13 protein-coding genes are annotated in these 12,958 nt (G+C 68.7%); 6 read left to right on the top strand and 7 right to left on the bottom strand.

What is annotated here, in order from left to right; translation table 11 throughout:
• Positions 1 to 34: 34 nt before the first annotated feature.
• A complete protein-coding gene (locus DL991_RS06490) occupies positions 35 to 352 on the bottom strand; it encodes a hypothetical protein (protein ID WP_125781995.1) in 318 nt (105 codons plus the stop codon).
• 115 nt (positions 353 to 467) lie between these two features.
• Between DL991_RS06490 and serC the strand changes: the two genes are divergently transcribed.
• The gene (serC, locus tag DL991_RS06495) at positions 468 to 1,595 is read left to right on the top strand and encodes a phosphoserine transaminase (RefSeq protein WP_125781997.1); all 1,128 of its coding nucleotides are present in this window, start codon (positions 468 to 470) and stop codon (positions 1,593 to 1,595) included.
• A gap of 1 nt (position 1,596) precedes the next feature.
• Here the strand turns inward: serC and DL991_RS06500 are convergent, their stop codons facing one another.
• The 5 genes from DL991_RS06500 to DL991_RS06520 all read right to left on the bottom strand — a co-directional run bounded on the left by DL991_RS06500 (position 1,597) and on the right by DL991_RS06520 (position 6,438).
• Positions 1,597 to 2,799 (bottom strand): glycosyltransferase 87 family protein, encoded by a 1,203-nt coding sequence (locus DL991_RS06500; RefSeq protein ID WP_125781999.1) that lies wholly within the window; start codon positions 2,797 to 2,799, stop codon positions 1,597 to 1,599.
• 93 nt (positions 2,800 to 2,892) lie between these two features.
• A complete protein-coding gene (locus DL991_RS06505) occupies positions 2,893 to 4,113 on the bottom strand; it encodes an ABC transporter permease (protein ID WP_125782001.1) in 1,221 nt (406 codons plus the stop codon).
• Positions 4,110 to 4,796: an ABC transporter ATP-binding protein gene (locus DL991_RS06510; RefSeq protein ID WP_125782003.1), complete on the bottom strand. Its 687-nt coding sequence runs from the start codon at positions 4,794 to 4,796 to the stop codon at positions 4,110 to 4,112. The genes DL991_RS06505 and DL991_RS06510 overlap by 4 nt, the downstream gene beginning before the upstream one ends.
• Complete coding sequence (locus DL991_RS06515; protein ID WP_125782005.1) at positions 4,793 to 5,893, bottom strand: peptidoglycan-binding protein; 1,101 nt, start codon at positions 5,891 to 5,893, stop codon at positions 4,793 to 4,795. Before DL991_RS06515 ends, DL991_RS06510 begins: the two co-directional genes overlap by 4 nt.
• Positions 5,890 to 6,438: a hypothetical protein gene (locus tag DL991_RS06520; RefSeq protein ID WP_125782007.1), complete on the bottom strand. Its 549-nt coding sequence runs from the start codon at positions 6,436 to 6,438 to the stop codon at positions 5,890 to 5,892. Before DL991_RS06520 ends, DL991_RS06515 begins: the two co-directional genes overlap by 4 nt.
• A 228-nt stretch (positions 6,439 to 6,666) precedes the next feature.
• Between DL991_RS06520 and DL991_RS06525 the strand changes: the two genes are divergently transcribed.
• The 4 genes from DL991_RS06525 to sepH all read left to right on the top strand — a co-directional run bounded on the left by DL991_RS06525 (position 6,667) and on the right by sepH (position 11,674).
• The gene (locus DL991_RS06525; protein WP_125782009.1) at positions 6,667 to 8,481 is read left to right on the top strand and encodes an alpha-L-fucosidase; all 1,815 of its coding nucleotides are present in this window, start codon (positions 6,667 to 6,669) and stop codon (positions 8,479 to 8,481) included.
• 343 nt (positions 8,482 to 8,824) lie between these two features.
• Positions 8,825 to 9,484, top strand: a complete 660-nt coding sequence (locus tag DL991_RS06530) for a response regulator transcription factor (RefSeq protein WP_125782011.1) — start codon at positions 8,825 to 8,827, stop codon at positions 9,482 to 9,484.
• Positions 9,481 to 10,638 (top strand): ATP-binding protein, encoded by a 1,158-nt coding sequence (locus DL991_RS06535; RefSeq protein WP_125782013.1) that lies wholly within the window; start codon positions 9,481 to 9,483, stop codon positions 10,636 to 10,638. Before DL991_RS06530 ends, DL991_RS06535 begins: the two co-directional genes overlap by 4 nt.
• A gap of 190 nt (positions 10,639 to 10,828) precedes the next feature.
• Positions 10,829 to 11,674 (top strand): septation protein SepH, encoded by an 846-nt coding sequence (gene sepH, locus DL991_RS06540; protein ID WP_125782015.1) that lies wholly within the window; start codon positions 10,829 to 10,831, stop codon positions 11,672 to 11,674.
• Between the two features lie 36 nt (positions 11,675 to 11,710).
• On the opposite strand, the gene DL991_RS06545 is transcribed toward sepH, so the two are convergent.
• Positions 11,711 to 12,076 (bottom strand): MmcQ/YjbR family DNA-binding protein, encoded by a 366-nt coding sequence (locus DL991_RS06545; RefSeq protein ID WP_125782017.1) that lies wholly within the window; start codon positions 12,074 to 12,076, stop codon positions 11,711 to 11,713.
• A gap of 32 nt (positions 12,077 to 12,108) precedes the next feature.
• On the opposite strand from DL991_RS06545, the gene DL991_RS06550 reads away from it, so the two are divergent.
• A complete protein-coding gene (locus DL991_RS06550; RefSeq protein WP_125782019.1) occupies positions 12,109 to 12,927 on the top strand; it encodes a hypothetical protein in 819 nt (272 codons plus the stop codon).
• Positions 12,928 to 12,958 lie beyond the last annotated feature (31 nt).

Consider the following 12,958-nt stretch of genomic DNA (forward strand, 5'->3'; position numbering starts at 1 on the left):
CGGGTTAGAACACGAATCGCCACTCACGACCACGTCAAGCGGCCGGGGTGTGCCCGACCGCGACGCCGACGGCAGCGATGAAGTTGCGGGCGATGCGCTTGCCCTCACCCCAGTCGACGAAGCCGAACTTGAGGCTCGTCTGGATCGCCAGGCCCGAACCCTCCGTCGTCCGCTCGACCTTCACCGTGACCGTCTGGCCGTAGCTGAGCCAGCCGAGCTTGGTCGAGAAGGTGACGTAGCCCGCCGCCGCGTCGTAATACGGGGCCTGCCCCTTGACCGCGTCGACTCCGTGGGGAAGGGCCTGCCACAACGCCTCGGGGGACACCGGGAATCGTTCGTGCACTGTCGCCATGAGGCGAGAAGCTACCCGGCGGCCGGCGCCAAGGGGAGCCGGTCCGCCGATCCCACATCCCGGACACGCGGCACCGACTGTCAGCAGGGCCGTCCCGACCTGAGAGACTGGCCTCATGACCGACGCACCTGAGTTGACCCTCCCCGCGGACCTGAAGCCTGCCGATGGCCGCTTCGGCTGCGGACCGTCCAAGGTCCGTGACGAGCAGCTCGCCAACCTGGCGAAATCCGGTGCCACCTACCTCGGCACCTCGCACCGCCAGAAGCCGGTGAAGTCCCTCGTCGGCCGCGTGCGTGCGGGTCTGTCCGAATTGTTCTCCCTGCCCGAAGGCTACGAAGTGGTCCTCGGCAACGGCGGGACGACCGCATTCTGGGACGCCGCCGCGTTCGGGCTCGTGCGGGAACGTGCGCAGCACTTCACCTACGGCGAGTTCTCCTCGAAGTTCGCCACGGTGACCAAGGGCGCCCCGTTCCTCGCCGACCCGATCGTCGTCAAGGCCGACCCGGGCAGCGCGCCCGAGATCGCCTACGAGCCCGGTGCCGACCTGGTCGGCTGGGCGCACAACGAGACCTCGACCGGTGTCGCGGTGCCGGTCCGCCGCCCCGAAGGCAGTGAAGGTGCCCTCGTCGCCATCGACGCCACCTCCGGTGCGGGCGGCCTGCCGGTCAAGGCCGAGGACTTCGACGTCTACTACTTCGCGCCCCAGAAGTCCTTCGCCTCCGATGGTGGCCTCTGGATCGCGCTGGCCTCGCCCGCCGCGGTCGAGCGCATCGGCGAGATCGGCGCGAGCGACCGTTGGATCCCCGAGTTCCTGTCGCTGACCACCGCGCTTGACAACTCCCGCAAGGACCAGACGTACAACACCCCCGCGGTGTCGACGCTGTTCCTGCTGGCCGACCAGATCGAGTGGATGAACTCGAACGGCGGTCTCGAGTGGACGACCGCGCGCACGCGCGACTCGTCGACCCGGCTGTACGAATGGGCCGAGAAGACCAGCTACACGACGCCGTTCGTCAGCGACCCGTCGCTGCGCTCGCAGGTCGTCGGCACCATCGACTTCGCCGACGAGGTGGACGCCTCGGCGGTCGCGAAGGTGTTGCGCGCCAACGGGATCGTCGACACCGAGCCGTACAGGAAGCTGGGCCGCAACCAGCTGCGCGTCGGCCTGTTCCCGGCCATCGACCCGGACGACATCACGAAGCTGACCCAGAGCATCGAGTACGTCGTCGAGCGCCTGGGCTGAGCTAGCTCTCTTTTCGCGCGTGAAGGCCCCCTTCCCTCGGCTGAGCCGAGGGAAGGGGGCCTTCACGCGCTACGAGGGCGAAATAGAGCAGCAGCAAGAGGCCGTACAGCACGAAGGATTCCGTCGCCAGCCACCAGCCGAAACTCCCGGCGGGCCGCGGCGCGAGCCACATCGGCGCGATCACGAACAGCGCCACCGTCACGGCCGCGAGCAGGTAGGAAACGATCGACCGGGTCCAGACCAGCAGCACGAGGATCGGCACGCACCAGATCCAGTGGTGGGTCCAGGACACCGGCGAGACCAACAGCCCGCCGATCGCGCACGCCGTCAGCGCGAACACCGGCTCCGCGACGCGCACGATCACGAACGCGGTCAGCGCGACCACCACCACCGCGGCCAGCACCCACACGGCGTCCTCCGCCGAGCCGAGTCCGAACCGCGCGAGCATCCCGCGCAGCGATTGGTTCCCGACATAGCCGCGATCGCCGATGCGGCCGGTGTCGAAGAGGATGTTCGTCCAGAACTTCGCGGACGCGTCCGGCGCGACCAGGAACATCAGCGCGCCCGCGCCGACGAACCCGGCCACGACCCGTGCGGACGAGCGGAAGTCCTTGCGGAACAAGAAGAACAGGATGAAGAAGGCCGGGGTCAGCTTGATCGCCGCGGCGACGCCGATCAGCAGGCCCTTGGTCCGCGCGCGGCCAGGGAGCAGGGCGTCGAGGACGACCATCAGCATCAGGAGGGTGTTGATCTGGCCGAAGCCGAGCGTCGAGCGGACCGGTTCCATGATCCCGCCGACGGCCTGCGCCCCGATCGCCGCCAGTACGGCGATGGCGCGGCCACGGACGTTCGCACGGTCGGTGAGCGAGCCGTTGAGCGTCGCGACGAAGAGGTAGACGACGATCCCGCCCGCGATGATCGACGCGAGCCCGACCAGCCTCGTGGCCAGCGCGGCGGACAGCAACGTGCCGGGCAGGAACACCGCGGCCGCGAACGGTGTGTAGGTGAAGGGCAGCCAGCCCCCGTGCGTCTGCACCCACGTGCCGTACAGGTCGCCCGAGTCGACGAGGAGCCGCGCGCCGCCGATGTAGACCTCGAGGTCCTGGCCGTCGAACACCTTGAACGCGAACAGCACGCCGACCACGACGGCTTCGAGCGCGATCAACGCCCCCGCGAGTTTCCGCCCCGACAATCCCACCAGCACCCGGCGAGATTACCCACCGCTACCTCGCAATTCGGCACCTGGTTGCGGTAGTACGCGATGCGCACCGTCGCAACCAGGTGCCGAATTGCGTGGTCAGGCGAGCGCTTGGGTCGGCGGGAGCCGGGCGGCGCGCATCGCCGGATAGGCACCGGCGACGGCACCGACCAGTGCCGAGACCCCGACCCCGCCGAGCAGGGCGCCGACGGGGAGCACAGCCGGCCAGCCTTGGCTCAGCGCGTACCCGGCCGTCACCAGCACGCCGACCAGGACCCCGGCGATCCCGCCGAGCCCGGACAGCAGCACCGACTCGGCCAAGAACTGGCCTCTCACCTGCCGTTTCGTCGCGCCGAGCGCGCGGCGGAGGCCGATCTCGCGGCGCCGCTCCAGCACCGAGATCACCATCGTGTTGGCCACCCCGACGCCGCCGACCAGCAACGCCACCCCACCGAGCCCGAGGAACAACGCGCTGTAGGTGTTCTCCGTCAGCTTCTGCGCCTCCAGCGCCTCCGACGGACGACGCACCTCGACCTCGTTCGGCGCCTGCGGGTTCATCGTCTGCGCGAGCACCGAACGCACGTTCTCGACCTGCGAGTCCTTCGCCCGGACGTACACGGTGGTCGGATGCCCCTCGAAGCCGAGGAGCCGCTTGGCGACGTCCCAGCCGACCAGCGCCGACCGCTCGATCTCGGGCGCCAGCGGGGTCGGCCCGAGAATGCCGCCCACGGTGAACCACTGACCGCCGATGAACACCTGCGGCGGCTTGGCCGGATCGATGTGATCGATCCCGAGCCGCGCGGCCGCGACCGAACCCAGCACGGTGACCGGGTAGTCGCGGGTCGCGTCACGGAGGAACCGCCCGGTGCGGACGGCGCCGCCGATGACGTCGAGGAGATCCGGCGTCGCCGCGTAGACCGAGAGGCCGGACGTCTCGTCCTTGGCGATCTTGTCCGTGCGCCGCACGGTCCCGTCGGTGGTGCCGGTCGCGGACGCCGCGGTCACCGGGGCGATCCGCTTGGCCATCGGCACCGCGCTGTCCGGCAACGTCGCTTCACCACCGAACATCGTCTTGCCCGGCCCGGCCGAAAGCAGGTTCGTGCCGAGCGCGGCCAGCTGGTCTTGCAACGCCTTCGCACCCGACGCCGGAATCGCGAGCACCGCCACCATCGCGGCGATCCCGATCCCGATGCCGAGCGCGGACAGCACCGCGCGCATCGGCCGCGTCCGCATCCCGTGCGCGCCGAGGGTCAGCACGTCGCGCGGGCCGAGCCTGGCCGGATTCGGTGTCGGCGTCTTGTCGAGGACGGGTGCGCTCACACCAGCACCCCCGTCCCGGTGTCGAGCCGGATCCGGCCGTCGCGCAGCTCGATCCGCCGCGGGATGCCCGCCGCGATCTCCCGGTCGTGCGTGATGATCACGACCGTCGTCCCCTGCGAGCTCAACGTGGCGAGCAGGTTGAGGATCGCCGCGCCGTTGCCCGTGTCGAGGTTCCCGGTCGGCTCGTCGGCCAGCAGGATCGACGGCGAGTTGACGACCGCCCGCGCGATCGCCACCCGCTGCCGTTCCCCGCCGGAGAGCTCGTTCGGGAAATGGCCGGCCCGATGCGCGAGGCCGACCCGGTCGAGCGCGGCCAGCGCCCGTTCGTGCCGTTTCCGCCGCGGCACCCCCGCGTACAGCAGCCCCGTCGCGACGTTGTCGACCGCGCTCACCCCCTCGCTGAGGAAGAACTGCTGGAACACGAACCCGATCCACCGCGACCGCAACGCGGAAAGCTTGCGGTCGGGCAGTTTCGCCACGTCGTTCCCGCGCAGTTCGATGACGCCGCTGGTCGGCCGGTCGAGCGTGCCCATCAGCTGCAGCAGCGTCGACTTGCCGGAGCCGGACGGGCCGACGATGGCGACCATCTCCCTGTCCTCAATGGACAGTGACACCTCGTGCAGTGCCCGCACCCCGCCGGGATAGGTGCGGGAGGCGCCGCGCACGTCCAGCACCGGGGTCATGAGGTCGTCACCACCCGCATCCCGGCGGCGAGGCCGGTGCCGGTGATTTCGACGCGGCCGCCGGAGAACAGACCGGTCTTCACCGCGATGAGGCGCCGGTTGCCGCCTTCGTCGACCTCGACGGCGTACCCACCTTCGGCGAGCGCGAGCAGTGCTCCGACGGGAACCGCCAGGACTCCACTGTGGACTTCCTTGGTGAACCGCACCGAGACGGGCGTCGAATCGAGCGATCCCGCCGCGGCCGGATCGTCCAGCTTGATCTTCACCTTGATCTTCGGCTTGCCGTCGTCCTGCCCGGCGCCGTCCTTGCCGGTTTCCGCGACCTTGCCGACCTCGGCGATCACCCCGGTCGTGCTCTTGCCGCCGGTGATGTCGACCCCGACCTTGTCCCCTTCCTTCGCGATGGCCTGCTTGGCGGCGTCGAGCTTGACCTCGACGAGACGCTCGGTGCCGGTGTACTTCAGGAGTTCGCCGCCTCCCGGGCCGCCGAGCTGCGCGGCGACCTGCGAAACCCGGATCTCGCCGGGCGCGAGGACGGCGTCGCCCTGGCCGAAGGTGCCGGTCTGCTCGACGCCCAGCGACTTCTGCCATTTCTTGATCGCGGCGGTGGTGGCCGAGGTGAACTTCTTGTCCGGTGTACCGAAACCGCCGAAACCGAGCGCCTTCAGGTTCTCTTCCAGCTGCTTGACGTCCGGGCCGTCCGCGGCCCCGTCCGCGAGGTCACGGAAGAACGGCAACGTGCCGTAGAACAACGGCACCGGTTTGGCGTCGACGCCGTACACGGTCTTCCCCCGGGTGTACACCGCACCCGTGTCCGGCAGGGCGGTGATGGTGCCCTGTTTCCGGCCGGCGAGGGCGTTTTCCGCGCCGTAGCCGAGAGTTCCGTTCGCCTCTTCCTCCTCCTGCATGTCGGTCTTCTCGACCTTCGCGGTCTCCACCGGTGGCGGCGCCTGCCCGACCTGCTGGGCCTCCGACGTGACCCTGGTCAGCACGACCACCGACATCGTCCCGACCACGACGGCGAGCACCGCCGCGATGATGAACCAGCGCGCCCGGCGGGAACGCCGTGCGCCGCCGGGTCCTTCGTGTTCGCTCATTTCGCCGGGGCCGCCCTCATGGTCATGCCGAGACCGCAGGCCTTCGCCGCTTCTTCGAACTTCTTGGGGTCACCCGTGTCCATCGTCATGGCGGCGCCCTTGCCGCTGGGGTCGGGGTCCGGGAAGTCGATGCCGTGCTCGCGCATGCACTTGGCTTCCCTGCGCATCTTGTCGAGCTCTTCCGGCGTGGGCGGCTTGATCTCGCCACCGTTCGGCAACAGCTTCCGGCAAGCGTCGCTCGCGGCCTTCATCTTGTTCTCGTCGGGCCTGCCTTCGCCCGCCTCGATGGAGATCATGCCCTTCCCGTCACCATTGGTCTGGGGATCCGGCATGTCGATCCCGTGCTCGCGCATGCACTTCGCGAAGTTGCGCATCTTGTCCTCGTCGGACACGTTGTCGGCCTGCTTCCCGTCACCGGCGGCGCCGGGAGCCGGCGGCGACGAGATCGAGGCGACCTTGTCGCCTCCGTCCCCGCCACCGCCGCAGCCGGCCACCAGCGCGAGGACCGCTCCGGCGATCAGTGCCGCCATCGGTCGTTTCCGCATCGCTGCTCCTTCGGTCGTCTTGCGCACCGATTTCTACGGAGAGGGCGATTCCGGCGCGGTAAGCGAAGTCGCTTATGCCGCGCTTACCGTCCCAATCAGCGGAACAAAGATCCGACCTATCTGCCGTCTTTACGGGTGAACCAGGCTACTCACGAGCCTTTTGGGGGTTCACATCGGATCTCTGGCTTCTTAGAGTCCCGACGTCCACACCTCATCGAGGAGGAGTGCATGAATCGCCGCAACCCACTCCGGGCCCTGGCGGCCCTTGTCGTCGCGACCACCGCCCTGGGCGTCCTGCCCGCGGCGGAAGCCGCGACGCTGCCGTCCGGACCAGGGACCGACCACGCCTACGACGACCCGTTCACCGCCGACCGGACGCGCTGGTGGCGCGACGACCGCTTCGGCCAGTTCATCCACTTCGGCGCGTACTCCCAGCTTCAAGGGAAGTACCAACGCCCCGATGGAAGCGTTTGCCAGGACGCCGAGTGGATCCAGCGGAACTGCCAGATCCCGCGCGCCGAATACGAGCAGATCGCCGCGAAGTTCAACCCGGCGGGGTTCGACGCGAACGCCATCGCGCAGTCGGCGAAGGACGCCGGGCAGAAGTACGTGGTGATCACGTCGAAGCACCACGAGGGCTACGCGATGTGGCCGACGAAGGTCAACAAGTTCAACCTCCGCGACCACTCGGCCTTCGACAAGAAGCGCGACATCCTCGCCGAACTGAAACGCGCGACGGCCGCGCGGGACGTCAAACTCGGTTTCTACTACTCGATCTGGGACTGGCACGATCCGGACTTCCCCGATCCGGCGACGTTCCCGAAGTACAAGGAGCGGATGTACGCCCAGCTCAAGGAACTCGTCGACAACTACCACCCGGCGGTGCTGTGGTTCGACGGCGAATGGAGCACCGACCGGCCCAACAACCCGTGGACCGAAAAGGACGGTGAGGAGCTGGAGGCCTACGTCCGAAGCCTCGATCCGTCCATTGTGGTCAACAACCGCGTCGGCAAACGCCGGGTGGTCGACGGCGACACGGGAACCCCCGAACAGGAGATCCCGGACAAACCCGTCGACGGGCAGCTGTGGGAGTCGTGCATGACCCTCAACGGCAGCTGGGGATACACCGATTGGGACCACAACTGGAAATCCTCGGCGGATCTGACCAGGAAACTGCTCTCGATCGCCGGCCGCAGCGGCAACTTCCTGCTCAACGTCGGACCCGATCGCAACGGCCGCGTGCCGCAGGAATCCATCGACAGACTGAAGCAGATGGGTCAGTGGCTGCGGACGAACGGTCACTCCGCCGCCGTCTACGGAGCGGGCGCGCCGGGGCTCGTCGCCGAACCGGGCTGGGGCGTCGTCAGCCGCCGTGGCGACAAGCTTTACGCGTCGGTGTTCGACTGGCCCGTTTCGGGCGGTTCGCTGACGCTCGACACGTTGGCGTCTTTCCGGGTTCGCGATGCGCGAGTGCTCGGCAGCCGTCAACACGTCCGGGTCGAGCAGTCGCCCGGAAGCGTGAAACTCACGCCGTCGGGCGGCCGGACGAACGACGTCGCGACCGTCATCGAACTGAGTGTCGAGCCGCTGCCGCAGGCACCCGCCGGACGCGGGGCCGGGCTGACCGCCGAGTACTGGCCGAACGCGGACTTCACCGGGACACCGACGGTGCGCCGGATCGAGCCGGGCGTGAACCACAACTGGAAGTTCACCGGCTCACCCGACGCGAAGATCCCGGCGGAGTCCTTCTCGTCGCGATGGAGCGGCCGCGTCACCGCGCGAGACACCGGGAAGTACACGTTCACCACGGTCTCGGACGACACCGTGCGGCTGTGGGTCGACGGGAAACTCCTGATCGACAACATCACCCCGCACGGCCCGGCTGTCGACAAAGCGACTCTGGACCTGGTCGCCGGGAAGTCGTACGCGATCCGGCTCGAACAGACCGAACGAGGCGGTGAAGCGTCGATGAAGCTGCTGTGGTCCAGTCCGAACACCCCCCAGCAGGTGGTCCCGGCGCGGCAGCTGCACCCGGCCGGTTGAGCGTTCGGTACCGGTGGTCGCAGGTCGGTACAGGTGGTCGTGAGTGGCAAGTCGCGTTCCAACCGTCTTTACCGCTCACGAGGGCTTGACCGGCTCGACACCAGTGACCTCGCCCTCCCGAGTACATGAAGGACCCCTTCATGTACTCGGCAAGGTGTGAAGGTCGAGTTCCTCGGCTGAGCCGAGGGAAGGAGGCCTTCACGCGCCACTGTTGTGACTGCTGGTGCCTGTGGGGCCAAGGTGGTGATGCCCGAGTCCGTGGCTCTAACGACACTTACCACTCACGACCCACGCGACCCGGCGCTTATCCCGCGCTTACCCCCATCCGGGGCAGACTGGCCAGGTGAGAGTGCTGGTGGTGGAAGACGAGCGGCTCCTGGCGGACACGATCGCCGAGGGCCTGCGACGGTTCTCCATGGCCGTCGACGTCTGCTACGACGGCGCGCAGGCCCTGGACCGGGTGGGGGTGCACGGCTACGACGTCGTCGTGCTCGACCGGGATCTCCCCGTCGTGCACGGCGACGAGGTCTGCGCCGCGGTGATCAGGACCGGCGGCGAGGCGCGGGTCCTGATGCTGACCGCCGCGGCCGACGTCGACGACCGGGTCGCCGGGCTGGGTCTCGGCGCCGACGACTACCTGACGAAACCGTTCGCGTTCGCCGAACTCGTCGCGCGGGTGCAGGCGCTGTCGCGGCGCGCGCGGCCGGCGTTGCCGCCGGTGCTGCAACGCGGCGGTGTCGTCCTCGACCTGCCGCGTCACCAGGCGTCCCGCGACGGCCGGTTCCTTCCGTTGTCCCCCAAGGAATTCGCGGTACTGGAGGTGCTCATGCGCGCCGAGGGGACCGTGGTCAGCGCGGAGGAACTGCTGGAGAAGGCGTGGGACGAACACGCCGACCCGTTCACGAACGCCGTCCGGGTGGCGATGATGACGTTGCGGCGCAAACTCGGTGAGCCGCCCCTGATCGACACCGTGCCCGGCGCCGGTTACCGGTTCGGGTCGTGAAACCGCTCCGGCTCTCCGTCCGCACCAAGCTGACGGCGCTCTACGGCGGCGCGTTCCTGATCGTCGGACTCGCCCTGCTCATCGTCAACTACCTGCTGGTGAGCTCGACGCTGCCGGATACGGCGGCGTTCGCGAGTGACGCGGCGGGCATCGCGGTGCAGCGCGCGTATCCCATGGACACGACGACCATCATGCCCGTGGAGCGAGCCCAGGCCACCCAGCTGGTCGCGACCTCGATCACCGAGTACCGCTCGGACGTCCTTTCGACGCTGCTGTGGCAATCGCTGGTGGCGCTGGCGATCGCCGGAGCGCTCGCGGTGCTGCTCGGCTGGCTGATGGCGAGCCGGGTGCTGCGGCCGCTGCACGCGATCACTTCGACCGCACGGAAACTCGAGGTCGAAAACCTCGACCGGCGCATCGATCTCGACGGCCCCGACGACGAACTCAAGGAACTCGCCGACACCTTCGACGGCATGCTCGACCGGCTCGCCGTGTCGTTCGACAGCCAGAAACGCTTCGTCGCCAACGCTTCCCACGAACTGCGGACCCCACTCGCGGTGCAGCGCACGCTGGTCGAGGTGGCGATGGCCGATCCCGACGTGAGCCCCGAGGTCCGGAAACTCGGCGAGCACCTGATCTACACCAACGAACGCAGCGAACGGATGATCGAGGGTCTGCTCGTGCTCGCCCGCAGCGACCGCGGCCTGGCGGCACGCGGCCCGGTCCGGCTGGACGAGGTCGCGGCGACGGTGATCCGGTCGGCGGCGGCCATGGCCGAGGAAGCGGGGGTCACCGTGGAGTCGAGGCTGCGGCCGCGGACGGTGTCCGGCGATCCCGTGCTGCTGGAGCGCCTGGTCACGAACCTCGTGCACAACGCGATCACCTACAACCGCAAGGGCGGCTGGATCCACGTCGACATCGGCGGCGACCCGGCGCTGGTGGTGCGCAACACCGGCCCGCAGGTGCCGCTGGACGCCGTACCCGCGCTGTTCGAGCCGTTCCGGCGGCTCTCGGGCGACCGGACCGGCGACTCTCGCAACGCCGGGCTCGGCCTGTCGATCGTCCGGTCCATCGCGAAGGCGCACGGCGGAACCGCGGGCGCGGAACCGGGCGGACGCGGCGGCGGACTCGTCGTCCGGGTGCGCCTTCCGTAGATTCCCCCGATCGTGACTGTGCGTGTCCGGCGCGTCACACGGCGGGCCGCCCGTCGCTCCCGCAGAATTCCCCTTGCCGTCATGAACAAAATAGTGAGCAGGACACATGACATCGGCGCGCCTCACACGTCAAGGCGACGCGCCGTTTTAACGTGGACACCCACAAAGGTGAAGAATCGGGGAGGCGAGAATGAGAGCGCTACGGGTGGTCGGGCTGCACGAGGACGGTAAGTCCATCGTGTGTGAAGACCCGGCGAGCCGCACGCGTTTCCTGCTCCCCGCGGATGAGAGGCTGCGAGCGGCGGCGAGGGGTGACATCACCCGCCTCGGCCAGATCGAGATCGAGTTGGAGAGCCAAATGCGGCCACGCGAGATCCAGGCACGAATCCGGGCCGGTGAGTCCGTGGAGCAGGTCGCGAGCAGCGCCGGCGTCACCGTGCAGCGCGTCGAGCGGTTCGCGTACCCGGTCCTGCTCGAGCGATCCCGCACCGCCGACCTGGCCCAGCGGGCGCATCCGGTCCGCGAGGACGGCCCCGACGTGCAGACGCTCGGCGAGGTCGTGGCGCACTCCTTCGGGCAGCGCGGGCACGACTACAGCCAGGCGACCTGGGACTCGTGGCGAGGCGACGACGGCAAGTGGGTCGTCGTGCTGAGCTGGAAGGCTGGCCGTTCGGACAACCGCGCGCACTGGTCGTTCTCGCCCGGCGCGCACGGCGGCACCGTGCAGGCCCTCGACGAGAACGCCGAAGTCCTGCTCAACCCCAACGCCTACCGCGCCCCGCGCACGGTCCGGGCGCTGGACCCCGGCAGGGAAGCGGTCATCCAGCCCACTCTTGACTCGGTACCCGACGAGCCGGTCGCGAAGGTGATCGACGCGCCGATCGCGGAACCCGAAGAAGATGTCGAGCCACCGCTTCCGGCTGACGAGCCGGAGGAAGTGGCCGAGCCCGCTCCACGGGCGAAGGGGAAGAAGAACCACCCCATCGTTCCATCCTGGGAAGACGTCCTTCTGGGCGTCCGATCACAACGAGGTTGAATTCGCACGTAATGGCCCCTTCCGGTGGAGGGGCCATTACGTGCGTCCAGGGACCTGTGCGATCAAGGATTTCGGCGCCACGAGGCAATACGCGTCGGTGACGATCCGCTCGATTTCGGCCCAGTCGACGTCGATGTCCAGCCGGACCCCGAGCCAGCCCCGATGCCCGACGTACGGCGGCCGGAAGAACCGTTCCGGCTCAGCGCCCACCAGTTCCTCCTGCGCCCCGGGCGGCGCCGGGCACCAGAAGGCGACCTTGTCGGCGTGATGCCGGTCGGCGTACATGACGAACGTCTTCTTGCCGCGCACGAACCAGGTCGGCTCGCCGTGGCTGAGCCGCTCGGAGGTCTCCGGAAGCGCGAGACACAGCCGTCTGAGTGAAACGAGCGGGTCACCGGCCATGGATCTCAGTATCCTCGGGCCGGGGGGGATTCATGCAGGATTGGTACGCACGCGCCGTCCGATTGCGTTTCCAGGTTTTCACGGGGGCGCCGTACGCCCATGTCTCGCCGATGGAGTGGCAGATCGACCCGGGGAATCTCCGCGGTATCGCCCTGAGCCGCGGCTACCTGGAGATCGCGCCGATGTTCCAGGGCTGCCTGAGCTTCCACTTCGCACCGCAGCACGTCCCGCCGGTCCCCGTCTTCGACGGGCCGGACAGACCGGACAAGGATCGGGAACGCTGGCTGCTGAACCACCTCGACGCCTCGGATCAGGTCTGGGTCAGTCTCAAGCACGCGAACCTCTCCGCCCGGCGTGTCGCGGAAGTCGCCAAGACGGAAGGCCTGCGTGTCGCGGCCGACTTCACCGATCCGAGCGACCGGGTCCTCCTGCTCAGCCGGGATCCGGCACCGCCGCGGCTTCCGCTGCCCGCACCCACGGGGCTCCGGTTCCATTACGCCTGGCTGAACCACATCGCCCCCGTCTCCGTCCTCGTCCTCCTCTGCGCGGCGGCGGCGATCGCCGGAATGCCGTCGGGCCACGAAGCCCCCATCGTCAGCCTCCTGTTCATGGCGGCTTTCGCCGGCGCCATCCCGGCCGCTTTCACCACCAGTCTGTTCCCGCGTACCACCCGCGTCGGCTGGCTGGCCCGGGAATTCGACGGGAGCCTCCACGTGGAATTGACGATGCGCTCCTATCAGGTTCCCGCCGACCTGGTCGTGCAGATCGCCGCATATCACGGCTATGAGCTTTACGGGCAGTCTCCGACACAGATGGGCGGGCTGAGTCTCAAGTTCTACAAACGCGTGTGACTCGGTTACGCCCCGGCCGAAGCGTGCTGCC

This window comes from Amycolatopsis sp. WAC 01375, from assembly GCF_003947325.1.
GTDB lineage: Bacteria > Actinomycetota > Actinomycetes > Mycobacteriales > Pseudonocardiaceae > Amycolatopsis.

Bases quoted from the DNA above. Each gene is read 5' to 3' on its own strand.
- DL991_RS06515 (WP_125782005.1), bottom strand. From the start codon at position 5,893: ATGAGCGAACACGAAGGACCCGGCGGCGCACGGCGTTCCCGCCGGGCG.
- serC (WP_125781997.1), top strand. From the start codon at position 468: ATGACCGACGCACCTGAGTTGACCCTCCCCGCGGACCTGAAGCCTGCC.
- sepH (WP_125782015.1), top strand. From the start codon at position 10,829: ATGAGAGCGCTACGGGTGGTCGGGCTGCACGAGGACGGTAAGTCCATC.
- DL991_RS06520 (WP_125782007.1), bottom strand. From the start codon at position 6,438: ATGCGGAAACGACCGATGGCGGCACTGATCGCCGGAGCGGTCCTCGCG.
- DL991_RS06525 (WP_125782009.1), top strand. From the start codon at position 6,667: ATGAATCGCCGCAACCCACTCCGGGCCCTGGCGGCCCTTGTCGTCGCG.
- DL991_RS06510 (WP_125782003.1), bottom strand. From the start codon at position 4,796: ATGACCCCGGTGCTGGACGTGCGCGGCGCCTCCCGCACCTATCCCGGC.
- DL991_RS06490 (WP_125781995.1), bottom strand. From the start codon at position 352: ATGGCGACAGTGCACGAACGATTCCCGGTGTCCCCCGAGGCGTTGTGG.
- DL991_RS06545 (WP_125782017.1), bottom strand. From the start codon at position 12,076: ATGGCCGGTGACCCGCTCGTTTCACTCAGACGGCTGTGTCTCGCGCTT.
- DL991_RS06550 (WP_125782019.1), top strand. From the start codon at position 12,109: ATGCAGGATTGGTACGCACGCGCCGTCCGATTGCGTTTCCAGGTTTTC.